At 45.0% G+C, this 23,984-nt stretch carries 21 protein-coding genes; 1 reads left to right on the top strand and 20 read right to left on the bottom strand.

Annotated features, from left to right (window positions below; translation table 11 throughout):
* Window positions 1-3 precede the first annotated feature (3 nt).
* The 11 genes from ACVFI8_RS14560 to ACVFI8_RS14510 form a co-directional block, all read right to left on the bottom strand.
* Window positions 4-1,662 (bottom strand): ABC transporter permease, encoded by a 1,659-nt coding sequence (locus ACVFI8_RS14560; protein WP_457871729.1) that lies wholly within the window; start codon window positions 1,660-1,662, stop codon window positions 4-6.
* A 20-nt stretch (window positions 1,663-1,682) separates the two neighbouring features.
* A complete protein-coding gene (locus ACVFI8_RS14555; protein WP_248712852.1) occupies window positions 1,683-2,867 on the bottom strand; it encodes an ABC transporter substrate-binding protein in 1,185 nt (394 codons plus the stop codon).
* Window positions 2,868-3,015: 148 nt separating this feature from the next.
* Window positions 3,016-3,468 (bottom strand): 50S ribosomal protein L9, encoded by a 453-nt coding sequence (gene rplI, locus ACVFI8_RS14550; RefSeq protein ID WP_248712853.1) that lies wholly within the window; start codon window positions 3,466-3,468, stop codon window positions 3,016-3,018.
* 50 nt (window positions 3,469-3,518) lie between these two features.
* Window positions 3,519-3,746 (bottom strand): 30S ribosomal protein S18, encoded by a 228-nt coding sequence (gene rpsR / locus ACVFI8_RS14545; RefSeq protein ID WP_137673721.1) that lies wholly within the window; start codon window positions 3,744-3,746, stop codon window positions 3,519-3,521.
* Window positions 3,747-3,750: 4 nt separating this feature from the next.
* Window positions 3,751-4,065: a primosomal replication protein N gene (priB, locus tag ACVFI8_RS14540; protein WP_248712854.1), complete on the bottom strand. Its 315-nt coding sequence runs from the start codon at window positions 4,063-4,065 to the stop codon at window positions 3,751-3,753.
* A gap of 5 nt (window positions 4,066-4,070) precedes the next feature.
* Entirely contained in the window at window positions 4,071-4,505 is a 435-nt protein-coding gene (gene rpsF, locus ACVFI8_RS14535; RefSeq protein ID WP_457871728.1) for a 30S ribosomal protein S6, read from the bottom strand.
* Between the two features lie 185 nt (window positions 4,506-4,690).
* Entirely contained in the window at window positions 4,691-5,428 is a 738-nt protein-coding gene (gene rlmB / locus ACVFI8_RS14530; RefSeq protein WP_248715656.1) for a 23S rRNA (guanosine(2251)-2'-O)-methyltransferase RlmB, read from the bottom strand.
* Window positions 5,422-7,962, bottom strand: a complete 2,541-nt coding sequence (rnr, locus tag ACVFI8_RS14525) for a ribonuclease R (protein WP_248712856.1) — start codon at window positions 7,960-7,962, stop codon at window positions 5,422-5,424. The genes rlmB and rnr overlap by 7 nt, the downstream gene beginning before the upstream one ends.
* A gap of 78 nt (window positions 7,963-8,040) precedes the next feature.
* Window positions 8,041-8,754, bottom strand: coding sequence for a tetratricopeptide repeat protein (locus tag ACVFI8_RS14520; RefSeq protein WP_248712857.1), 714 nt, complete (start codon window positions 8,752-8,754; stop codon window positions 8,041-8,043).
* 132 nt (window positions 8,755-8,886) lie between these two features.
* The gene (gene mdh / locus ACVFI8_RS14515) at window positions 8,887-9,816 is read right to left on the bottom strand and encodes a malate dehydrogenase (protein WP_248712858.1); all 930 of its coding nucleotides are present in this window, start codon (window positions 9,814-9,816) and stop codon (window positions 8,887-8,889) included.
* Between the two features lie 184 nt (window positions 9,817-10,000).
* Window positions 10,001-10,645 (bottom strand): transporter substrate-binding domain-containing protein, encoded by a 645-nt coding sequence (locus ACVFI8_RS14510; RefSeq protein WP_457871727.1) that lies wholly within the window; start codon window positions 10,643-10,645, stop codon window positions 10,001-10,003.
* Window positions 10,646-10,894: 249 nt separating this feature from the next.
* Between ACVFI8_RS14510 and argR the strand changes: the two genes are divergently transcribed.
* Window positions 10,895-11,362: a transcriptional regulator ArgR gene (argR, locus tag ACVFI8_RS14505; protein ID WP_248712860.1), complete on the top strand. Its 468-nt coding sequence runs from the start codon at window positions 10,895-10,897 to the stop codon at window positions 11,360-11,362.
* Window positions 11,363-11,386: 24 nt separating this feature from the next.
* Here argR and ACVFI8_RS14500 read toward each other — a convergent pair whose 3' ends face one another.
* From ACVFI8_RS14500 to ACVFI8_RS14460, 9 genes are all read right to left on the bottom strand, one after another.
* Complete coding sequence (locus ACVFI8_RS14500; protein ID WP_457871726.1) at window positions 11,387-12,439, bottom strand: ABC transporter ATP-binding protein; 1,053 nt, start codon at window positions 12,437-12,439, stop codon at window positions 11,387-11,389.
* 7 nt (window positions 12,440-12,446) lie between these two features.
* Window positions 12,447-14,132, bottom strand: coding sequence for an ABC transporter permease (locus ACVFI8_RS14495; protein WP_248712862.1), 1,686 nt, complete (start codon window positions 14,130-14,132; stop codon window positions 12,447-12,449).
* A 94-nt stretch (window positions 14,133-14,226) separates the two neighbouring features.
* Complete coding sequence (locus ACVFI8_RS14490; RefSeq protein WP_457871725.1) at window positions 14,227-15,261, bottom strand: extracellular solute-binding protein; 1,035 nt, start codon at window positions 15,259-15,261, stop codon at window positions 14,227-14,229.
* A gap of 136 nt (window positions 15,262-15,397) precedes the next feature.
* Complete coding sequence (locus ACVFI8_RS14485) at window positions 15,398-16,669, bottom strand: ammonium transporter (RefSeq protein WP_457871724.1); 1,272 nt, start codon at window positions 16,667-16,669, stop codon at window positions 15,398-15,400.
* A 45-nt stretch (window positions 16,670-16,714) separates the two neighbouring features.
* Window positions 16,715-17,053 (bottom strand): P-II family nitrogen regulator, encoded by a 339-nt coding sequence (locus ACVFI8_RS14480; protein WP_016400812.1) that lies wholly within the window; start codon window positions 17,051-17,053, stop codon window positions 16,715-16,717.
* Window positions 17,054-17,407: 354 nt separating this feature from the next.
* Entirely contained in the window at window positions 17,408-17,755 is a 348-nt protein-coding gene (locus ACVFI8_RS14475; protein ID WP_457871723.1) for a YacL family protein, read from the bottom strand.
* Window positions 17,756-17,764: 9 nt separating this feature from the next.
* Window positions 17,765-18,577: a winged helix-turn-helix domain-containing protein gene (locus tag ACVFI8_RS14470; RefSeq protein WP_248712866.1), complete on the bottom strand. Its 813-nt coding sequence runs from the start codon at window positions 18,575-18,577 to the stop codon at window positions 17,765-17,767.
* Window positions 18,578-18,895: 318 nt separating this feature from the next.
* A complete protein-coding gene (gene acnB, locus ACVFI8_RS14465) occupies window positions 18,896-21,493 on the bottom strand; it encodes a bifunctional aconitate hydratase 2/2-methylisocitrate dehydratase (RefSeq protein WP_248712867.1) in 2,598 nt (865 codons plus the stop codon).
* 234 nt (window positions 21,494-21,727) lie between these two features.
* The gene (locus tag ACVFI8_RS14460; protein ID WP_457871722.1) at window positions 21,728-23,941 is read right to left on the bottom strand and encodes a patatin-like phospholipase family protein; all 2,214 of its coding nucleotides are present in this window, start codon (window positions 23,939-23,941) and stop codon (window positions 21,728-21,730) included.
* Window positions 23,942-23,984 lie beyond the last annotated feature (43 nt).

Genomic DNA, 23,984 nt, shown 5'->3' with positions numbered 1-23,984 from the left:
GACTTACATTCCTCGATGATGACGATAACGCCATTTGGGCCAGATGATGGCAAAGCTATATACCGTTAGCGGCAACAATATCTGCCAAATGACCATGACCGCAGTCACTCTGCGATCCCCCCCTGACGCTAATGCCACTGCTTCAGTAGTCAAGGTGCTAATTCGCCCGCCACCAACAAACAGAGTCGGCAAATATTGGGCAATACTTACCGCAAAACCTATCGCAAAAGCCAGCAGTAAAGGTTTAGTTAGCATGGGGATTTTTACCCGCCAAAAGCTACGCCAATAGCTTTGTGACAAACTCACCGCCGCTTGCATGTAACGTTGATCATAGCTTTGATAATTATCGACTAACGATAAATACACATACGGTAAAACAAACACCAAATGTGCCCATACCACGCTAATAAACAGACCATCAAGGTGGAACTTAAATAGCTGCACCTGCATACCAAACAAAAACACTACTTGTGGCAATAATAACGGTAAGTACATCACCAGCGACCACCAGCCTGAATGCTGTCGGCGTTGGTGTTGAAATTCTAAACACCCTACAACCAAGATTAAGCTAAGCCCCGCAGATAACATTGCGATAGACAAACTACTGCTTAAAGGCTGGTAGAGATAGGTTTCTGCTTGCTGCCAATAATGTAGGCTCCATTGTGACGGCAGCCCCTCAGGGAAGCGCCAGCGCCACGCAAAAGACCAAATAGCAATAAGCAGCACACTTAAGGCAAGTATCAACACGGTAATCAGTAAGAAGACCCGCGCAGGTGTCGCGCTCGATGCTTTAAGGCGAATGCCTTGCATAGTCCGTCGCAAATTAAACCTAAGATAGAGTTGTTCCAATAGCAGAGCGCCAGCCAAACTGAATAACACCACCACCAACAACAATAAAGCACCAGCGGCACCCGTTAAACGCATCTCTATATTGCTATCACTAAACCACTGCCACACGAGTAAACCCAATGTGGCCGGATGACTGGGGCCGATAATTTGCGCCACATCAACCACGGTGAGTGAGAAGACTAACACTGCAAATAGTGGCAAGCGGATCCTTTTAAGCAACTGCGGGATCAGCACGCTGCGCCACACTTGCGCTGCTGAGTAGGCAAAACTTTGACCAATCGCTAAGCTCGATTTAACTGGCAGCTGTGAGCAAGCTCCCATCACTACCAGCAGTAAAAATGGCAGCTCTTTTATCCACAACGCTAGAATAAGGCTAATCCCCCAACTGTCTTGTGTGGTGGTCCACATTGGCGGATAAGCAAAGCCGGTCAACCAAGGTGATAACCAGCGCATAATCCAGCCGCTAGGCGCCAATAAAAACAATAAGGCAATCGCCATTGCCGCATGAGGAATGGCTAAGAATGGCGCTAGGCTTTTTTCTAATAGCCGCCACCAAGCGCTGTGATAACAGTGCATTGCTATCCAAAAGGCGCTAAATAAGGAAAGTAAGGTTGCAGCCCAACCACTAAACAAGCTTAAGGCAATGCCAGACCACAATGCAGGCTGGGCAAACAAATTCTGCCATGCAGAGAAACTAAAGCGGCTATGTCCCGCTAACGGAAAATAGCCAAAAGCCGGTAACAATGTATCGATAAAGCCGAAAATTAACGGTAACAGCAGCAATCCACTGGTTATCAGTGGAAATACTACCATCGTTTTTTTTCTCGAAAAACTCATCGACTATAGCGGCGCAACCATTCGGCTTCCAATAAGCCCACCCAACTAGCGTGGGGCTCAGCCAATACTTTAGCTCTATCTTCGGCGCTTAAGCTTGCTAAGCTGCTCTGCTGTTTAGCAAAAAACTGTTGCTGTTGTTCCGATAGTTTACTGAGATCTAGTACGCTGGGGTCACCCCAATAATCTAAATCGGCTTTGCGAGCTTGTGCTTCAGGAGACAGCAAGAAGTTCGCCACAACCATCGCCGCCGCGCTAGCGTCACTATTGAAAGGAATAGCAACAAAGTGAGTATTACCGATGGTGCCACTGTCATGAACATAACTGCGTATAGAGTTAGGTAATAAACCTTGTTCTATACCCGCAGCAGGATCGTTAGGGTTGAAGCTAAAACCAATACTCAATTCACCATCATTGACCAGTTGTTGTATTTGTCCGCTGCCGCTTGGAAAGCTTTGACCGCGACGCCACATCAAAGGATGCAACTCATCCAATAAGGCCCACAAGTCTTCGGTCACATCATCAAAGGTTTGTTTATTTACCGGCTGATATAACTGAGCAGGATCAGCGATGGTCTCCAACAATGCCTGTTTAATAAAGGTTGAACCGTAAAAGCTAGGAGGCGCAGGGTAAGTGAACAGCCCGGGGTTAATCTTCAAATAAGTAACTAAATCAGCCATCGACTTAGGCGCTTGCTTCAGGCGCTCACTGTCATAATAAAAGGTGAGTTGCGCTCCGCCCCAGGGCGATTCGAAACCTTCCACAGGAAGAGTGAAGTCATAGAGAAGTGCGGGGTTAGTTTGGTCGGTCAATGCCAAATTCGGCAACTGTTGGCTAAATGGCCCGAATAATAAGCCTGCTTGTTTTAAGCTACGAAAGTTTTCGCCGTTGACCCATACCAAGTCAACACTGCCACCTTGGCTTCTTCCGCTCACTTTTTCGGCTAAAACTCGACTAACTACATTAGCGGTATCAGTAATTTTCACATGGCTTAATTCAATATCGTATTGCTGCTTTACCTGTTCGGCAACCCAACGAATATAAGCATTAATATTATCAGCGCCAGCCCAAGCATTGAAATAAACGGTTTGTCCCTTAGCCTGTGCTGCTATTTCTGACCAACTACTCTTAGCTAGCGATGATAGGCTGAATAAAGTTATCACCAGTACCATGATTAAACGCACGATCACACTCCTTGTTATATTTCGCTAATATCTTCTACAGTCAAAAACCGGATAAGTGCTGACTATCTTTCACAATAAACCAAAATAGTAGTTAATATACAAAAAAACCGCGCCGAGGCGCGGTTTTATCAAGCAATTGAACAGAAATTTATTCTGCAGCAACAACTTGTAGAGTAACAGTAGCGCTAACGTCTGTATGAACTTGAATAACAATTTCAACTTCACCAGTGTTACGTAGTACACCGTTAGAAAGACGAACTTCTGATTTCACTACTTCAACACCAGCCGCTGTAATAGCGTCTGCGATGTCGCGAGTACCGATAGAACCAAATAGTTTACCTTCTTCACCAGCTTTAGCTTCAATAACAATCGCTTCTAGAGCGTTTAGTTTTTCAGCGCGAGCTTCAGATACTTTCAAAGTTTCAGCTAACTTAGCTTCTAATTCTGAACGACGAGCTTCAAAAACTTCTACGTTAGATTTAGTTGCTGGTACAGCTTTACCTTGTGGGATCAAGAAGTTACGTGCGTAACCTGCTTTAACATTAACTTGATCACCCAAACCGCCTAAGTTAGCGATTTTATCTAATAAAATAATTTCCATTACCTTTCCTCGAAATATTCGATTGAGTTAGGCCAATCGCATACAAGAATTTACTTATGTAAATCAGTGTATGGCAATAGAGCCAGGTAACGAGCACGTTTAATAGCGCGTGCAAGTTGACGTTGGTATTTAGCGCTTGTACCAGTAATACGACTAGGTACAATTTTACCACTTTCAGTGATGTAGTTTTTCAATGTTGTAGTATCTTTATAGTCGATCTCTACAACACCTTCCGCTGAAAAGCGGCAGAATTTACGACGACGGAAAAAACGTGCCATAACATTATCCTCGTGATAACAAATCAATTTCAGAAGCATGAAGTACCAATCGGTATGTACCGTTGGCCGCTTTGTGGCTACTTAAAAAGCCACTTACTTTTACCTCACACCCCATACTTATATGCGATGAATCTTGCTTCAAAATATCGCCACTTGCAACTACTGCCATTTGACAATAGGCTTGGCGCGAAAATCCAGCTTCTTGCTGCTGCGAACGATGCTCTAACCAAAACTGGCAGTGAGCAACACCGGCTGGACTGGTAGAGCGTTTAGGTGCGCGTAATACCCGCCCCTGCAAAACCAACCTATTTTCAGACATGCGTCTTATTCTTCGCTAGCTGACTCTTCTTTAGCTTCTACTGCTGGAGCTTCTTCAGTTGCTGTTTCAGTTTCTTCACGACGAGCTGGACGCTCATCATCACGACGAGCTGGACGCTCATCTCTAGCTTTAGCAATTGCAGACATCTCTGTAACAGCAGACTTAGTGCGCATGATCATGTTGCGGATAACAGCATCGTTGAAACGGAAAGCAGTTTCCAATTCATCGACAACTTCTGCGCTGGCTTCAATGTTCAAAAGAACATAGTGTGCTTTATGCAGCTTCTCAATTGGGTAAGCCAATTGACGGCGGCCCCAATCTTCCAAGCGATGGATGTTTCCGCCGTTATCATTGATAACTGCAGAATAACGTTCGATCATACCTGGAACTTGTTCGCTCTGGTCTGGGTGGACCATGAATACGATTTCGTAATGACGCATGATTGCTCCCTACGGGTTATAGCCTCGTTCATGGTACAGTCGAACCGAAGAGGCAAGGAACTAAAAGTAAAATGACTGTTTTAGGGGCGCTGATTCTATGCGAAGGTGAGAATTTAATCAAGCTAAATAAAAGCCACTGCTAGATTAACTATTCAGTGGCTTTTAATCAGCAAACAAGTGGAGGCTTAGCGACGCTGACGAACCGCTTCAAATAAACAAATTCCCGCAGCGACAGAGACGTTTAAACTTGATACAGCCCCTAGCATGGGTAGCTTGATTAGCTCATCACAGGTTTCACGTGTTAAGCGGCGCATACCGGTACCTTCAGCACCCATAACAATAGCCATAGGGCCTTGTAACTTTGTGTCGTAAATAAACTGTTCGGCCTCGCCAGCGGTGCCAACCACCCACACGCCCATTTGTTGCAACTCTCGCAGCGTTCTGGCGAGGTTGGTCACCACCACTAGAGGGACGGTTTCAGCCGCGCCACTGGCCACCTTACGAACCGTGGCATTTAACTGCACCGAGTTATCTTTAGGTACAATCACCCCCACCACCCCAGCAGCATCGGCATTACGTAAACAAGCGCCTAGGTTATGCGGATCGGTGACACCGTCTAATATCAAAAATAGCGGCGCTGTCGTTGATTCAACTAATTGCTTAAGATCGTGTTCGTTATACCCTCGCCCCGCTTTAACCCGAGCCACAATCCCTTGGTGTTGAGTGCTTTCGGCTTTGTCGTCTAGGGCCTTACGTGGCATAAACTGCACCGATGCCCCTAAACGACGAAGCTCGTTAAGCAAAGGAAGTAGCCGTTCATCTTGACGACCTTTTAAAGCAAATACTTCGATAATTCGCTCTGGGCTTCGTTCTAATAAAGCTTGCACAGCGTGCAAACCATAAATTACTTGTTGGCTCATGATTGATTCTTCTGTTGTTTAGCGGCGCTGCGCTCTTGTTTACCAGGGCGTTGCTTACGTTTCTTTTTCGGTTTTTTACGCTTAGGGCTAGCCGACTCATTATTGCCTTTAGCTTTGTTGGCTTTTGGGTCACGCTGCTGCCAAGGGCTAAAACCCCCTTTATTTTCTGTGCCAGAGTCTTTATTGGTCTCACTAACAGCACTCGGTTGGCGGCGTTTACCTTTATTTTTGGTATCGCGATGGCGCGGCTTTTTCTTGGCCGTTGCTGGCTTCCCGCTAGCGTCTTCTTCTCGGTTGGCGGCAAAACGCTTACCACGAGGAGGATTGCTAGGTTTAGCCCTGCGGTTTGGCCGGTCAAACTCATCTTCTTGGCCGTCTTTGTTGACCAAGATAAATTCCATTTTTCGGTCCGCCATATTGACTGACGCTACCTTCACCATTACCGCATCACCAATGCGAAAACGTTTAGCGGTTTTCTCTCCCACTAACAATTGGCGTGCTGCATCATAATGATAATAATCGCCACGTAAAGAATTGATGTGTACTAAGCCGTCGATATGGAACTCATCTAAACGCGCAAAGAAGCCAAAACCCGTTACCGCGGCAATGGTCGCTGAATAAACCATCCCCACATGATCGAGCATATATTCACATTTCAAACTATCTGACACTTCTCGTGTGGCGTCATCGGCACGTCGCTCGGTCATTGAACAGTTTTCGCCAAACTTTTCCATCTCATCTTCTGAGTAGCTGTATCCGCCAGTGGGGGTCCACTTATTACTAATGGTGTTACCAGCCGCTTCGGTATCTTGCTTGTTGACCAAATACTTGATCACTCGATGCAGCAATAAGTCAGGATAACGCCTAATTGGTGAGGTGAAATGCGCATAAGATTTTAGTGCCAGACCAAAATGCCCAAGATTATCGGGCTGATAAACAGCCTGCATCATCGAGCGCAGCAACATCGTTTGAATAAGTTCTAGATCAGGGCGCTGTTGGATGTCTGCAACCAATTTAAAGTAATCACTAGGTTGAGGTTCGTCCCCGCCACCTAGCGGTAGGCCAAGTTCATTTAAAAAGCCTCTAAAATTAGTTAAACGCTCTTTACCCGGTTTATCGTGAACCCGATATAAAATGGCTTGTTGCTGCTTCTCAACAAACTTTGCCGCCGCCACGTTTGCTTGAATCATGCACTCTTCAATCATCTTATGTGCATCATTACGAGTCAGCGGAACAATTTGCTCAATTTTTCGCTGTGCATTAAAAATAAAGCGGGTTTCTTGGGTTTCCAACTCTATGCCACCACGTTGCGCGCGACTCACTTTTAATGCGCTATATAAACGGTGTAGCTCTTCTAGATGCGGCACTTGCTGGGCATAACGTTCAATTAGGGCTTCATCACCCTCTAAAATCGCAGCTACTTTGTTATAAGTAAAACGCGCATGAGAGTGCATCACTGCTTCATAAAACTTATAGCCAGATAATCGCCCCGCAGCGGAAATGGTCATCTCGGCCACCATGCACAAACGATCAACCTGTGGATTCAGCGAACACAATCCATTGGATAGCTGTTCGGGCAACATCGGAATAACTTGGTCAGGAAAATAGACCGAGTTACCACGCAGCAAGGCTTCTCTATCAAGTGCAGAGTCAGGTCTGACGTAGTAAGACACGTCAGCAATGGCGACCCATAAACGCCAGCCTCCCGATTTTTTAGCTTCACAGTAGACCGCGTCATCAAAATCTCGCGCATCTTCGCCATCAATCGTCACCAATGGAAGAGCACGTAAATCTACTCGCTGTTGTTTAGCGGCTTCGTCGACTTCTTCTTCAAGCTTGCTAACGGACTTGCTAACAGCCTTTGGCCATTCATGGGGAATATCATGATTACGCAGCGCCACTTGTACTTCCATGCCAGGCGCCATTTTCTCACCAAGAATATCGATAACTTTACCCACCGCCAATTTCGGCGCAGAGGGTCGGCTAATGACTTCAACCACCACCACTTGGCCTTGACGAGCACCAGCAGTATCACTTTTGGCAATTAAAATATCTTGGTTAATACGCGAATCATCAGGCACCACATAACGGTGGTTACCTTCAACAAAAAAGCGCCCTACCAATTCAACTTTACGCTGTTTCAGTAGCTTAACGATTTGTCCTTCTCTACGACCACGCTTATCCATACTCGAGGGAGCGGCCAACACAAAATCATTATGGAAGACCTTGCGCATTTCTTTGGCGGGTAGGAATAAATCGCTACCTTCTTGAGTGGTTTTAAGAAACCCAAAACCGTCTCTATGACCAATAATAGTCCCTGTCACTAAGCCTAGTCGTTCTGGTAAGGTAAACGCGCCGATGCGGGTGGTTACCAAGAGGCCCTCTTCAAGTAAGTGAGCTAAGGTAGCACCAAATTGCGCACTTTCTTCAGGGCTACACAAAGCGTGTAACCAATCTTTAGACACCGGCGCCATCTCTTCATTGAGAGCAGCCAAGAGGGTCGATTTTAAGGTGGCCGACACAGCCTGATTTTGCATTAACTAACCTGCCAAAATTAAACAAATAAAGGACTATCCTTTATAGAATAGTCCTATGGTAATGCTTTGGGCAGGCCTTTAGTAGGGTTGGTTGCTTGCTTTAGCTTTATCAACCACATAATTGGGCATCTTCTTGGCTAAAGATGCCAGCAGTAAACTAGCTTCACGGTGCACCGCTTTATCAGCAATGATCGAGTGATGAAGCCAGCGATAGGCGTCTTCGTAATCATAAGGACTGCCTTTGCCTTCAACATACAAGGCCACCAATCTTAGCTGTGCAGGTAAAAAACCTTGGCCAGCGGCTTCGCGCAGTAAAGGAATTGCCTTGGCATAATCTTGCTGTACTAACGTACCGGTAGCGTAATAGCGACCTAGCTGCTCCATTGCCGCGGCTAAGCCTTGATTGGCCGCTCGCCACATATACATAACGCCAAGTTCAGGGTTTGGGTCAACACAAACGCCCCAAGCTAACATGTCGCCCCACAAAAATTGATAAGCCGGTATAGCCACTTTCTCTGCACGAGCACCAATATCTTCAACCAACTGGCATTCATCGGCTTTTACTCGAGCCAAGTGCTGGTTATTGTTAATCCATGAGATCAGCTCAGCTTGTTTATAGATTTGCACCGCACCAATATCTGAGGGGCTAGTATATTCTGTTGGATCGACTGGCACAGCAGCTTGCTGCTCGGCATCGAGCTCATCATCCACTGACAGAGAATCAATGGACTCTGCCATAACGGGCAGGGTTAATGCTGCGACCAGCATAAAGCTAATTAATTGCTTATTCATTTGCCGTTCCTATCTTTTAACAGCGTTCTGCTAACAGTTAAGCTATCGGCACCTCGGCAAAAAGCTGAAGGCCCTTTTGCGGGTAAAAAAAAGGAGTGCAAGCACTCCTTTATCATCGTTTAGGCTGAGAGTTTATACAAACTCGACACCCTTATCGATGTCGCCATGTAGGGTATCTAACATGCCGTCAATAGCCGCTTTTTCAAAAGCGCTAATGTCACCGTAAGGTAAGATTTCAGCTACGCCTTGTGGGCCCAAACGCACCGGTTGAGCGAAGAATTTAGCGTGTTCGCTACCGCCATCTACGTAGGCGCACTCAATCACATCTTCGCCTTGAGCCGCTTTCACTAAGGACAAACAAAAACGTGCAGCGGCTTGGCCCATAGATAAGGTAGCGCTACCGCCACCCGCTTTAGCTTCAACCACCTCTGTACCAGCGTTTTGAATACGCGTGGTCATCGCGGCAATTTCTTCATCAGTGAATGAAATACCGTCTAGTTGCGATAACAATGGCAAGATAGTGACGCCACTGTGCCCGCCAATAACATTAAGCTTGATGTCTGCAGGGTTTAAACCTTTTGCTTCAGCAATAAAGGTTTCTGAACGAATAACATCAAGTGTAGTTACACCAAACAATTTTGCGGGGTCGTAAACACCGGCTTTTTTCAACACTTCAGCAGCAATTGGTACCGTGGTATTAACCGGGTTAGTGATAATACCGATACAGGCTTTAGGGCTCGTAACTGCCACTTTCTCAATCAGGTTTTTAACAATACCTGCATTGATATTGAACAAATCTGAGCGGTCCATACCAGGTTTGCGAGCAACCCCAGCAGAAATTAATACGATATCAGCACCTTCAAGTGCTGGTGTTGGGTCTTCGCCTGCAAATCCTTTTATAGCCACCTGGGTAGGTATGTGGCTCAAATCAACAGCAACACCAGGTGTAACTGGGGCGATGTCATAAAGCGAAAGTTCAGAACCAGCAGGTAACTGGGTTTTTAATAGTAATGAAAGGGCTTGGCCAATTCCGCCAGCGGCACCTAATACGGCAACTTTCATCCAACTTCTCCATGCTTTTTTGTAATTGTAGAGGGGATGTCTTTACAGACAGCAAACACGATAGCCGAATCCACATCAAAATACAATTTAGCAACATTTTTAAAGCAACTATAAAACAGAAAAAGCCTGCCTTAATCACACTTTAACAATCTCACTTAAGACCTTGGTCTAACAGTGTTTGTCACTAGAAAAAGGATTGGTATATGGTTTGGTAGTTACCATTATTTTTTAACACTTTAAGCGCATGGTTGATTTGCTTCAGCAGATCGACGCTTTGCTGTGATACAGCCATACCCAAACCACTCGCGGGGTAGCTTTCTTCTGTTTGAATGACAAATTTCGGATGCTGGGCTAACCAATAGTGAGCGGCGGCAGAATCTAAAAATACCGCATCGATTTTGGCTTGCTGTAAATCGTTTAAAGCTAACTGGTAGCTGGGGTAAGCAATGGATAAGAACGCGGGCCGCTGGCTACGTAAAAAGCGTTGAAAACTCGAACCGCTTTGCACCGCTACCGCCGCTCCCTCGGTGACATTAACACCTGCAGTGCTTAAGTAAACAGCGGTATTAACAAAATACGCATCGCTAAAACTCACCGTCTGTTTACGCTGTTCGGTGATATCTAAAGCAGAGATGGCTACATCGTAATGCCCTGCAGCAATACTGCTTAGCAGACTGTCAAAGGGTTGGTGATAAAATTCACATTGGCGATTAATCTGCTGACAAATCGCCTTCGCCAATTCAATATCGAAACCGACAATGCTCTTATGTTCATCAAATGATTCAAAAGGCGGATAAGAGGCTTCAGTGACCACGCGTAGCGGTTGCACTGCCGCGTAACTAAGCTGAACGAAAAAAAGCGGAACAAATAATAGTGATTTTAAGCACATAATCATTTACACATGATAGCGAGTAGCCCCTATCTTAATGCAGCTTTAGCTATGCAAACAACTAATAGATAAAACTCACGCTCCAATAGTGTGTTTAGCTATGCATTTATATGCACAAAACTAGAATAAAGTTGATATAGCATAAAAAGTTGGAGACAATAAACGCGGACTTATAAGCTCGGACCTCCGATGAAGTATAGCGACAAACAAGAACAATTAGTAAAAGCCTTTAAATCACTATTAAAAGAAGAGCGATTTGGCTCACAAGCCGAAATTGTAACGGCCCTACAAGATCAGGGTTATGAAAATATAAACCAGTCAAAAGTCTCACGAATGCTGAGTAAGTTTGGCGCGGTCCGCACCCGTAATGCCAAAATGGAAATGGTTTATTGCTTACCCGCTGAACTAGGGGTTCCGACGGTTTCTAGTCAGCTAAAGATTTTAGTCCTAGAAATGGACTTTAATGATGCTTTAATCGTTATTCATACCAGCCCCGGCGCCGCCCAACTTATTGCTAGGCTGCTTGACTCTTTAGGTAAGGCTGAGGGCATATTAGGTACCATTGCCGGCGACGATACCATTTTTATCACCCCGACTCGCCAAGTTGATATCGCCAGCGTATTTCAATCAGTGAAAGACCTATTTGAAATAGGGTAAACGGTTTGAAGTTTTCCTCAAAAGCTAGCTTTTGGGGAAAACAAACGCCGCATCTTTTTCTACTGACAACCACACTTTTGTACCAGACATCGCTTGCCAGTGATCCCGCATTCGCGCATGAACAACTCGCTCAGGCATCGTGGCCAACTGCAATCTAAAATGAGTTTCATTGCCCATTGCATGTACCGATATTACAGTGGCTTCAACAAGTTCACTGTTCTCCAATTGATGTACCACGACATCCTTAGCACGAATAATCACTTCTACTGGATGATCGTCAGCAATATGCTTAACCGTAATCTCACCCAAAGGTGTCATTACGCTGCCTGCTTTAACCTTCGCCACAAAACGATTACTGGGGCCAAATAAAGCGGCAACAAAAGCATTTTCCGGATGCAAATAAATATCTTGCGGGCAGGCATTTTGCACAATACGCCCTTGCTCCATAACAACAATGCGATCAGCAATGAACATTGCTTCAAGGGGATCGTGAGTCACCATTACCGCTGGAGTATTGCTTTTTTTAAGAATATCTAGGGTTTCTTCTCTAACCTGTTGGCGCAAATGTTCGTCTAGCGCTGAAAATGGCTCGTCTAACAACATGGTATTAGGTTCTGGTGCTAACGCGCGAAGTAATGCTACACGTTGTTGTTGACCGCCAGATAAGGTGTGCGGATAACGCTCTAGTAGGCCTTGCATTCCCATACTATCAATACTGTCTTCGATCCATTGGCGACGCTGGGCAATATTTTGCTGCTTGCGCAAACCATACTCTATATTAGCCCTAACACTCATGTGTGGAAACAATGCATAGTCTTGAAACATCATACCGATAGCCCGCTGTTCCGGCGGAAGGTGGGTCCCCGTGGCAGGAGAAGCGACTAATGCCTCTTGCAAATACAACTCACCGCTTTGCAAACGCTCTAAACCTGCAATTAAACGTAACAAGGTGGTTTTACCGCAACCAGAGGGCCCCAGCAAGGCGACTATTTGGTTTTCTTCAACCTCAATATTAATGTCTTTAAGTGCTTGTTGCTCACCGTAAAAGTGATTAACTTGACGTAACACAATACTCATTGTTGTTTTAGTTTCCTTTGCGGCCAGAGCCTGATGAACCAATGTTTCGGCTCATAATAATCACCGGGATAATACCCGCCAACAAAATGGTCAAAGCCGCTAATGAGCTTTGCTCCAATTGTTCAAGCGAAGCAAGATCCCACACTTGAGTGGATAAAGTATTAAAGTTAAATGGCCGTAAAATAAGCGTTATCGGCAATTCTTTCATGGTATCAACAAACACCAACAGCATCGCTGTCAATAAACTAGGTCGAATCAATGGCAAATGAATACGCCATAGTGTTCTACCTGATTGCGCTCCCAGCACTCGAGAAGCGTCATCCATTTCTGGGGTAATTTTACTTAAACTGGCATCCAGAGTTCGATAACTAAGTGCAATAAAACGTAACGAGTAGGCCAGAACTAAGGCCCCGCCAGTACCGGTAAATAGCAAGCCAAGCGGATAATCAAACCACGCCGTCATTAAACGATCTAGGGCGTTGTCTAACAAGCCTAAAGGGTAAAGAATCCCTACCGCCAACACCGCCCCAGGGATGGCGTAACCTAAGGTCGCCGCCTCGGCGATGCTCCTCATCTTGGCGCTTTTCGATAGACGCACACCATAAGCCAGCAATAAACCTAACACCGTGGTAACGATGGCTGCCATTGCCGCGAGCGAGAAGCTATTCCAAGCACTACTCATGTATTGCTCTAAACCAGAGTCGAGATTACGCAGTGCGTAATTGCTCAACACCGCAATCGGTAATAAGAAACCTAAACCAATCGGCAACAGACATAACCCCGTTGCCAGCCAAGCTTTTGCTCCTTTTAGCGGCTCTGCAAACATGGCTGGAGATTGGCCAGTTAGCTTGTAGAACTTACCGGCATTACGGCTATAACGCTCTAAGCCCAGTAACAAAATGGAAAAGCTCACCAACATCATTGCAATCTGCGCAGCAGCGGAGAGACTGCTCATATTTAACCAAACGTCAAAGATACCAGCGGTTAGTGTTGGTACCGCAAAAAATTCTACGGTGCCATATTCGTTAATCGTCTCCATTAACGCCAGCGTCACCCCGACAACAATGGCGGGTCGCGCTAAAGGTAAGGCAACGTTGAAAAAACTTTGCGTTTGGCTTTTACCTAAACAGCGACTCATTTCGAAAAGTTGTGCGGCCTGCTCTACAAATGCGGCGCGCGCCAATAAGTATACGTAGGGATATAATACTAAGCTGAGTACCGCTATAGCCCCTTGAATAGAGCGTATTTCAGGAAACCAGTAATCACGAGCTGTTTGCCAACCAAATAACGCCCTCAGGCTTTTTTGTACAAAGCCTGCATACTCCAATTGATCGGTAATAACAAAAGCTAAGATGTAGCTAGGTACGGCTAAAGGTAACAATAAGCCCCAGACCAGCATCGACTTAAGCGGAAAATCAAAACGCGTCACCAACCACGCGGCGCCGGTGCCGATTAGGCTCGTAAAGAACGCCACCCCAATACATAACAACACCGTATTTTTTACGTAAATCCAAAACACCGTATCGAGTAAATGCTGCCAAATTTCCAGGTTATTCGCCCAAGACAATTTGACCAAAGTGATAACAGGAACAAAGGCCAATAAAGCGATACTTACAGCTATCCACACCCAACGGTCAAATTGAGGTGCAGCTGTAACCAATCCAAATGAATGGGGTGTAGAGGGTTTACTCATAGTTTCCAAACAGACCGGCTGTCGTTAATACAGAAAAAGCTGACCCAAGGTCAGCTTTATAAAGCTTGGTAATATAAACTAAGTTTATCAACCTTTACATATCAAAGCCAACACGGTCAACTAAACGTGCTGCTGCTGCGCGCTGCTCTGCCACCGCCTGCAATGATATACGGTCAGCTTTAAAATCGCCTAAGCTCTCAATGTACTCATCGGTTTGAATTCCCTGACGAACCGGCTCTTCAAAATTCGCGGTAGCGTAAAGGCCCTGTGCTTGCTCACCGGCTAAAAATTCGAGTAACTTAATAGCATTGGCTTTATTTTTAGCCGTTTTCAATAAACCTGCGCCAGAAATATTGATGTGCTGGCCACGGCCACCCACCTGTTGGTCCAAGTATTCAACACGAATATTTTCTGCCCATTGCTGCTGCTCGGGGCTTTTGGTGTTGTAATACATTTTGCCCATGTAGTAACGATTAGCGATGGCTAAATCACATTGCCCCTCAAATATGGCCTTAGCTTGAGCGCGGTCATTACCTTGAGGTTTACGAGCTAAATTATCTTTAACACCACGTAACCATGTTTCTGCAGCAGCTTCACCGTCTTCTGCGATAACCGAAGCGATAAGCCCAATGTTGTAGACGTGTTTACCAGAGCGAGTACAAATACGCCCTTTCCACTTAGGGTCCGCTAAATCATTCAGCGAGTTTAACTCCCCAGCTGCAACCCGATCTTTATGTGCATAGATAACCCGAGCGCGGGTAGTCAATGCAAACCAAAGGTTTTCGGGGTGGCGTAAATGCGCAGGAATAACCTCATTAATCAAAGCTGAATTAACAGGCTCAAATAAGCCCGCTGCGCGAACTTCTTCCAAACGGCCAATATCCACAGTAAGCACTAAATCGGCTGGATTATTGGCACCCGCCGCCTTGATTTTTTCGGTCAAGCCTTTCTCTGCATGAACAACATTTACTTTGATGCCCGTTTCTGCAGTAAACGCATCAGTAAGCGGTTGTAGCAAACTTTGCTGACGGTACGAATAAAGGTTAACTTCTTCAGCAGCAAACGCCGGTATAGCAACCACCAGTGATACTACTAAAGCCGTTAATGAAGAGAATGGTGTATTTTTCACGAATTAATCCTTTCACAACAAGTTAAATACAAATCGTTATCATTTGGCTTTAGATTAGCACGAGTAAAAGGGATTGACTATGTTTTAAAACAAAAAAAGGCCTGCTAATGCAGGCCTTTTTGATAATTAAATATTCTTAGTTAGAAGATTTTACTGTTACAAACTCTGGGTATGCATCGATACCACAATCATGTAAGTCCATACCGTTCATTTCTTCTTCCTCTGAAACCCGGATACCCATTACCGCTTTCAGAATGCTCCATACGATGAAGCTTGAAACAAATACCCAACCGAAGATGGTTAATGCACCAATGATTTGGCCAGAGAAACTTACACCGTCGTTAGTTAGTGGAACAATCAATAGACCGAACAGACCCACAACACCGTGAACAGAGATAGCACCTACTGGATCATCAATCTTAATCTTATCGAAGAACACGATTGAAGCCACTACCAATACGCCAGCAACCGCACCGAATAACGTCGCTTGAAGCGCTGTAGGAGTAGAAGGCTCAGCAGTAATAGCAACTAGACCTGCTAACGCGCCGTTTAGAAGCATGGTTAGGTCAGCCTTACCCCATGTTAACTTACATACGATAAGCGCAGTAATTGCACCCGCAGCTGCAGCTGCGTTGGTGTTAAGGAAAACCATCGCCACAGAGTGAGCACTTGCAGCATCGGCCAGTTTCAATACAGAACCGCCGTTAAAGCCAAACCAACCCATCCATAAGATGAAGGTACCCACAGTCGCTAGCGGCATGTTTGAACCAGGAATTGGGTTAACAGAACCGTTTTTGCTGTATTTACCTTTACGAGCACCTAGTAGTAATACACCTGACAATGCAGCAGCGGCACCGGCTAAGTGAACAATACCAGAACCAGCGAAGTCAGAGAAACCAAGGTCACCAAGGTTGTATAAACCAAATACGTCTGCACCGCCCCACGTCCAGCTACCTTCTAGAGGATAGATGAAACCAGTTAGCACTACAGCGAAGATTAAGAAAGCCCAAAGCTTCATACGCTCAGCAACCGCACCAGATACGATAGACATTGCCGTTGCAACGAATACTACTTGGAAGAAGAAGTCAGAAGCGCCTGAGTATACGCTGCCGCCATCAAAGCCAGCGTCTTGTTTATCAGCGATAACACCTGCTAAATCAAAAGCTTCGATACCCGATAAGAAAATACCACCGCCGTACATGATTGAATAACCACATACCAAGTACATGATACAAGCGATAGAATAAAGCGCGATATTCTTAGTTAGAATTTCTGTGGTGTTTTTAGCACGAACTAAGCCAGCTTCTAGCATCGAGAAACCCGCTGCCATCCACATTACTAACGCACCACACACCAAAAAGTAAAAGGTGTCCATTGCGTACTGCAGTTGATAAATTTCGTTTTCCATAATTACTTCCCCGTAATCCCTATTAATAAGCTATTTAGGTTCCCCTTAAATAGCTTCTGCATCCATTTCGCCAGTACGAATACGTACAACGTTACTTAAGTCATAAACAAAAATCTTACCGTCACCAATTTTGCCGGTGTAAGCAGCACTAGAAATAGCTTCAATGATTCGGTCAACATTTTCTGAGCTAGTGGCAATTTCTAATTTTACTTTTGGTAAAAAATCCACTTGGTATTCAGCACCCCGGTAAAGTTCGGTGTGGCCCTTCTGACGGCCAAAACCTTTCACTTCTGATACAGTTAAACCATCAACACCCACTTCAGCGATAGCTTCGCGAACATCATCTAGTTTAAATGGCTTAATTATCGCACTTATTAGTTTCATTTTAACTCCTCCAAAGAGTCATCGATTAACCAGTCTTAGTTAGTTACTAACAAGGTGTGTGCCACAACAATTTAAACCATTAAAAACAACAACTTAATTTAAAATCCCAATTTCACGGCAAAGCTTGGCGCACCAATATAGAGCACAAAAATTTAACATTGACCCAACTTGGAACAATCATTAAACAGTCGAGACTAAAAAGCCCTAATAGAGTGCAGTTAAACATTTGGAAGGGAATAAGTGAGTAAGGCCTAAGGCCTATATTTCCCATAGTACCTTGATGAATATGGAAAATTAGATAACACAGTAGGGAGCGGTAAAAAGCTCAGCGACGCTTAGCGCGCTTGCACCAAGCTAATAATCGATGATGTTTTGCAATAACAACAGGAAGTCGTCATAACCGCAGGCACTTTCAGCCGCATCTAGATTCAGGTCATCAAGCTGGTCGATGACGTCGTCACCCAGCGTATCGGTGGAAACCTTAATTAACACCTCATCTCGATTCGCAACAAACCTAAACTCCGCACTATCGATACGAAGCTCGTCTAGCGCTTGTAAACACTTTAAGCGCCCAAGCAACTGAGCTACAAAATCACGGTCATTGTTAAGCTCTCGCTCTAACCACATAGCAAAACATCTTTGCTCATCGCCACAATCGATAAAAAAAACGCCGTCTAACGAACGGCGTATTGTCAGTTCCATACTACCAGTCTAATTATTTGCACAAGTTGACTGTAAGTGTAGCTCGGTACACTGATTAAACATAGTAGGCACTAATTCATAAGCAGCATTAGGCTTGAGCTTAAACCGAGCGCCAAGAGCAGACTTTATTTGTCTATCTAATAGCTGACCGTCTATGGGTTTTAGAGCCAAGCCTTGAACATCCATTAACACATTAAAGCCCATTAGCTTTTTATCTGCTTCAGCCGCCAAGGCCATTACCGCAACATCTGAGCTGGCTAAGGTTTGGCCAGTTCTGATCGCCTTGATTAACTTAAAGCCTTCTGCATTGGCTAAATCAACATCTACAATTAGCAGCTGAAACTCGCTGGTCATTAGCTTTTCTTGTACCCGCGAGATCTCAGAGTAGAGCTCTACGTTTTTCAGCTCGCCGTTCGCCTTCTGGGCTTGTAAGGCCTGGCAAGTATCAGAATCACTCAACAGCAATACTTTTGGCTGAACTAAAATAGGTTTAGCTTTATCTTTTTGAGCGACGGCTTCACAACGCGCGATGTACCCCTTTTTAGGAATCGTGGCGATGGTTAAGTCGGTATTATTTAAAGTGGTAATCACTTTTCGTAGCTGAGAGATATGCTGATTAATTGTATGGTCTGAAACACTGCGTCCCCAGACTGCATCAGACAAGTCGTCTCTGCCAACAACTTGATTGACATGTTTACATAAATACCCCAATAAGTGGGTTCTTAATGGTCCCAAATAGGCACTTTTATCCTTAAATGTAATACTATTTTGGCTCATATCTACGGCCAAAGGGCCAACTATAACAACATCATTAAAGGACATACTTCTTTCCAACCGCAAGAGAATAACTAGTACAATGTAGCGCAAAAGTTATACCAGTAATAACTGTAATTATCCACAAAAACAGCATATAGCGCCTGAAAACATGATCAAACACCGTATAAAATCTTAAAATGATTTTTATTTGCCATTTTATATATAAAAAATATCGTCAAAGCCGAAGGGAAAACTGACCAGATAATGGAAGGATTAAGATTGAGCTAATGGATGCGTATAACGATCGGAGCCGTCAGTGCGTAAACAAATTTCAGACATAAAAAAGCGTAGCTAAAGGCTACGCTTTTTGGATTAGTTGAAAAACTATACCGCTGCTTGAATAATCACTTCATCGGCTACTTTTGTGTAGTCGCTAATTTGATCAAAGTTCAAGTAACGGTAAGTATCAGCTGCGGTAGCATCAATTTGTTTCGCATACTCTAGGTATTCTTCAGGAGTTGGCAGCTTGCCCAAAATAGCCGACACTGCGGCTAATTCAGCTGATGCAAGGTAAACATTGGCACCCGTACCTAAGCGATTCGGGAAGTTACGCGTAGAGGTAGATACCACCGTCGAGTTATCAGCCACTCGTGCTTGGTTACCCATACACAGTGAACAACCTGGGATCTCGGTACGCGCACCTACACGTCCATAAATACCGTAGTAACCTTCTTCAGTTAACTGCTTTTGGTCCATACGTGTTGGCGGTGCAACCCACATACGTGTTGGCAAAGAACCGGTATGTTTATCCAGTAACTTACCCGCTGCGCGGAAGTGACCAATGTTAGTCATACAAGAACCCAAGAACACTTCATCAATCTGTTGACCGGCCACTTCAGACAGCAAGCGTGCATCATCAGGATCGTTTGGCGCACACAATACTGGCTCAGAGATGTCGGCGAGATCGATTTCGATAATTTCAGCATATTCAGCGTCTTTATCCGATTCCATCAACTCAGGGTTAGCGATCCACTCTTGCATAGCAGTGATACGGCGCTCAATAGTACGACGGTCACCATACCCCTCAGCGATCATCCACTTCAACATAACAATGTTAGAGTTTAAGTACTCAATGATTGGCTCTTTAGCCAACTTAATGGTACAACCTGCGGCACTGCGCTCAGCTGAAGCATCAGACAATTCAAAGGCTTGCTCAACTTTTAGGTTTTCTAAGCCTTCGATTTCTAAAATGCGGCCAGAGAAGGCATTTTTCTTACCTTTCTTCTCAACGGTTAACAAACCATTTTTAATCGCAGCATAAGGAATGGCATGTACTAAGTCACGTAAAGTAATACCTGGTTTCATTTCACCTTTAAAGCGAACCAAAATAGATTCAGGCATGTCTAGTGGCATAACACCGGTTGCCGCGGCAAACGCCACCAAACCAGAGCCCGCAGGGAACGAAATACCAATTGGGAAACGAGTATGCGAATCGCCACCCGTACCAACGGTATCAGGCAATAACATGCGGTTTAACCAAGAGTGAATGACACCATCTCCAGGACGCAATGATACGCCGCCACGATTCATTATAAAGTCTGGTAGGGTATGGTGAGTGGTCACATCTACCGGCTTAGGATAAGCCGCGGTATGACAGAAAGACTGCATGGTTAAGTCTGCAGAGAAACCTAAACAGGCTAAATCTTTAAGCTCATCACGGGTCATTGGGCCGGTTGTGTCTTGTGAACCCACGGTCGTCATCTTCGGTTCACAATATTGACCAGGACGAATACCCGCTACACCACAGGCTTTACCCACCATTTTTTGCGCTAGGGTGAAGCCCTTGCTTGAAGCAGCCACGTCTTGCGGGCGTTTAAAGACTTCTGAAGGAGCCAATCCAAGTGAGGTACGAGCACGGTCAGTTAAACCACGGCCGATAATCAGTGGAATACGGCCACCAGCACGCACTTCATCAAGTAATACGTCGGTTTTTAGCTCAAAAGTTGAAACCACTTCATCGGTTCCGGCTTTTTTCACTTCGCCAGTAAATGGGTAAATGTCGATAACATCGCCCATGTTCAAGGTTTCTACGTCGAGTTCAATCGGCAACGCGCCGGCATCTTCCATGGTGTTAAAGAAGATAGGTGCAATTTTACCGCCTAAGCAGAATCCACCGCCACGCTTGTTAGGTACATTGGGGATATCATCGCCCATTAACCACAGCACAGAGTTAGTTGCTGATTTACGTGATGAACCAGTACCGACCACATCCCCCACATAAACCAAAGGATGACCTTTTTGTTTAAGGGCTTCGATTTGCTTCATAGGGCCAATACTGCCAGCTTGATCAGGTTCGATACCGTCACGGGCATTTTTTAGCATCGCTAAAGCATGTAGAGGAATATCTGGGCGAGACCATGCGTCAGGGGCTGGAGACAAATCATCGGTGTTAGTTTCACCGGTCACTTTAAACACGGTAAGGGTTGATTTCTCGGCCACTTGAGGGCGTTTTAAGAACCAATCGGCGTCAGCCCAACTTTGCATAACTTGCTGAGCGAAACTATTACCCGCTTTGGCTTTTTCTTCCACATCATGAAAAGAATCAAACATCAATAAGGTGCGAGATAATGCTGTAACAGCAATCGGCGCTAGCTCTGCGTTATCTAATAATGAGATCAGTGGCTCGATATTGTAACCGCCCTGCATGGTACCTAATAACTCAGTAGCATAAGCAGGAGATACGATCGGCGAACTTACCTCACCTGAAGCAATGGCGGCAAGAAAGCCCGCTTTTACATAAGCAGCTTCATCAACACCTGGTGGAATTCGGTTAGCTAATAAATCTAGTAAAAATGCCTCTTCACCCGCTGGCGGAGCTTTTAATAACTCTACTAATCCTGCAGTTTGTTCAGCATCGAGGGGTTTAGGTACAATACCTTCAACAGCACGCTCTTCGACGTGTTTGCGGTAGCTTTCTAGCACGGCTCGCTCCTTATTGTAATAATGCCCGTAGGGGATTTCCATATGAGTGGGCCAATGACTTGGCTGGCCACATCGGGCTGAGATTATAGCTGTTTTAACTATAAATTAAAATATCGACGTTTAGCTAACGCCGCCAAAAAAACCATTTAACACTTATTAAACAGCAACTTAAACGCAATATTATACTTTAGCCACAAGCTTAAAAGTTACAATTTATTCACATTTGTTACGTATTTAGAAGTCATTGCCAATAAATAAATATAAAGTTTGCTCGGTTTTATTGTGCCCATAGGACAAAACTATCGGTCCTAACGTGCTGGTATCTAAAGCCACAAACACGCTACCGGCCCACAACGCAGTGCTATATGAAATGTCGCTGGAACTATTCCAAACACCGCCATTTTCTAAAGACCCACCAACAAAAACTGGCGCTTGGAAAAGCGGCGATTGATAGCTGTGCAGCTGATAAAAGTACATCAAGCCTGTGAGCGCTTTATAGCGTCCTGACAGCTGCTCGTAGGTAAAGCCCGATAAGCGTAGAAAACCACCAAGATCTTGTGCATCCGTTGGAATTATAAAATCACTGCCACTGCTACCATATTCGCCAAACCAATTGAGGTGGTGTTTGTTCCAACCAAATGGATATTTCCAGCGCATTTCAAAGCTTGGCGCTAATACGCTAGAAAAATCATCCACATCTTCGTTATATAAAGTGAGGTTCAGATCCAACATTTTTCCGCTCGTGGGAAACGCCCAACTATTCAGCGTGTCATAATCAAATTTAAAATAGGGGCCATAAAGCCAATAATTTGCTTCCGCAGCAATACCGTTCACTTTAATATTGCCGCGCTTGGCGGCTAGCCCTAGAGACCACTCTTGCCAAGGCTGGTAATTCCAAGCGATATGGGTGCGAAATTTTAGGTCTGTAAAGCCAGCTTCTAGATAATCAAAATCTTCGGTAATGTCATAAATACGCCGATTTCTTTTGTCATATTCTGCCGAAACGGTCCATGAGTATTTTAAATTCTCGGTAATCGGGGTGTAGAACTCGGTATACAACCGCTTAATCGAACCAATTTCAACTTCGTTACGCCATTCTGCGCCAAGCCCATTTAAATTGGTTAAGGTTAGCCCCACACCTATATTGGCTTCGGTTCTATCTGAAAAGTTTTCTTGTAAGCCAATTTTCATATCCAAATAACCAGGCCCCCAGCTCTTTTCGGTAGTATCAAGGTGAATAACATTGTCGCCTTGCTCGGTGCTGATTCGGTAATCCACTCGCTCAAAGGTACCTAATGCATACAGTTGACCAATTTTTTGTTCTAACTCTGCCTTAGATAGCAATTCTCCCTGATTAAGCTGTAAACGGGTTAAAATAACCGCATCACTCAAACTAGAATGATTATTTAGCTCAATGCGACTCACCACAAACTGTTCATGTAATTTTAGCTTGGCTTTGCGCTGCTGAATCGTTTGTTGATAGGCTATATATTGCTGCGAGTCATGGGCACCAATCCGCTGCGCCAATTTGGAGATAGGCTCTCTGCCTGCTTCTCTACCGCGCGCTAAAGCCAGTGGCATGGCAGAAAAATCAGCGGTATCAATACCTGTCATATCTGGAGAGATCAGCAAATCCCCTACGTTTAATAACGCTATCTGCCGTTCTGTGCCCGAGCGCGTTAAATAGATAGAAAGCTGGTCTACCACATCTACAGCGCTATTAAGCTGATCCTGTGATTTAAGGCGTGAGCCAATATCTACCGCAATAATAATATCTGCGCCCATGGCTTTGAGCACATCAACCGGCATGTTATTGACAACTCCGCCATCAGATAACAGTTTACCGTCTAATTCAACTGGGCGTAGCGCCCCCGGCACCGACATGCTCGCCTGCATCGCTACTGCTAAATCACCATGCTGTATAACATAGGGCTTCATCTCTGCCATATCGGTAGCCACCGCTCGAAACGGTATCGCTAGCTCATCAAAACTGGCTAGCGCTTCTAGATTACTGGTGGCAAAGCGCAAAATTTCAGCCATGGTTTGGCCTTGCACAGCGCCCTTGGGCAATTGAATGCCTTCTTGGCTAAGCCCTAAAGGTAGCGCGACTTGATAGTTATCTTGCTGCTTCTTCTTACGCAACGACAGTTCGCTGCGAGTAACTTCATCAACAAAGCCACTTTCCCAGTGAATAGAAAATGTCATCGCTTCGATTTCTTCGGCACTATGCCCCATTGCCAGCATTGCGCCAAAGTAGGCCCCCATGCTGGTCCCCGCCACGTAATCAACCGGGATCTGATACTCTTCTAAAAGCTGAATTACCCCTAAATGGGCTGCACCTTTGGCACCTCCACCACTTAAAGCTAAACCTATCTTAGGGCGAGCCACAGCACTGCAGGTAATCACCAAAAGCAGCATTAATAATAAACTGTTTCGCATCAGCTGCATCAAGAGTCATTCCTTTGAAATACAAACAATAAAGGCAGCCTAA

The sequence above is a fragment of the Agarivorans sp. MS3-6 genome (assembly GCF_054112545.1).
Note: the sequence above shows the minus strand (reverse complement) of the source record. Positions and strands in the feature narration are given on the sequence as shown.

Excerpts from the sequence above, each read along its gene's own strand:
- ACVFI8_RS14480 (WP_016400812.1), bottom strand. The coding sequence starts at position 17,053 with ATGAAACTAATAAGTGCGATAATTAAGCCATTTAAACTAGATGATGTT.
- ACVFI8_RS14500 (WP_457871726.1), bottom strand. The coding sequence starts at position 12,439 with ATGAGTATTGTGTTACGTCAAGTTAATCACTTTTACGGTGAGCAACAA.
- mdh (WP_248712858.1), bottom strand. The coding sequence starts at position 9,816 with ATGAAAGTTGCCGTATTAGGTGCCGCTGGCGGAATTGGCCAAGCCCTT.
- argR (WP_248712860.1), top strand. The coding sequence starts at position 10,895 with ATGAAGTATAGCGACAAACAAGAACAATTAGTAAAAGCCTTTAAATCA.
- ACVFI8_RS14470 (WP_248712866.1), bottom strand. The coding sequence starts at position 18,577 with ATGTCCTTTAATGATGTTGTTATAGTTGGCCCTTTGGCCGTAGATATG.
- rplI (WP_248712853.1), bottom strand. The coding sequence starts at position 3,468 with ATGGAAATTATTTTATTAGATAAAATCGCTAACTTAGGCGGTTTGGGT.
- ACVFI8_RS14460 (WP_457871722.1), bottom strand. The coding sequence starts at position 23,941 with ATGCAGCTGATGCGAAACAGTTTATTATTAATGCTGCTTTTGGTGATT.
- rpsR (WP_137673721.1), bottom strand. The coding sequence starts at position 3,746 with ATGGCACGTTTTTTCCGTCGTCGTAAATTCTGCCGCTTTTCAGCGGAA.
- rpsF (WP_457871728.1), bottom strand. The coding sequence starts at position 4,505 with ATGCGTCATTACGAAATCGTATTCATGGTCCACCCAGACCAGAGCGAA.
- ACVFI8_RS14520 (WP_248712857.1), bottom strand. The coding sequence starts at position 8,754 with ATGAATAAGCAATTAATTAGCTTTATGCTGGTCGCAGCATTAACCCTG.
- ACVFI8_RS14560 (WP_457871729.1), bottom strand. The coding sequence starts at position 1,662 with ATGGTAGTATTTCCACTGATAACCAGTGGATTGCTGCTGTTACCGTTA.
- ACVFI8_RS14485 (WP_457871724.1), bottom strand. The coding sequence starts at position 16,669 with ATGGAAAACGAAATTTATCAACTGCAGTACGCAATGGACACCTTTTAC.
- ACVFI8_RS14475 (WP_457871723.1), bottom strand. The coding sequence starts at position 17,755 with ATGGAACTGACAATACGCCGTTCGTTAGACGGCGTTTTTTTTATCGAT.
- priB (WP_248712854.1), bottom strand. The coding sequence starts at position 4,065 with ATGTCTGAAAATAGGTTGGTTTTGCAGGGGCGGGTATTACGCGCACCT.
- ACVFI8_RS14495 (WP_248712862.1), bottom strand. The coding sequence starts at position 14,132 with ATGAGTAAACCCTCTACACCCCATTCATTTGGATTGGTTACAGCTGCA.
- rnr (WP_248712856.1), bottom strand. The coding sequence starts at position 7,962 with ATGCAAAATCAGGCTGTGTCGGCCACCTTAAAATCGACCCTCTTGGCT.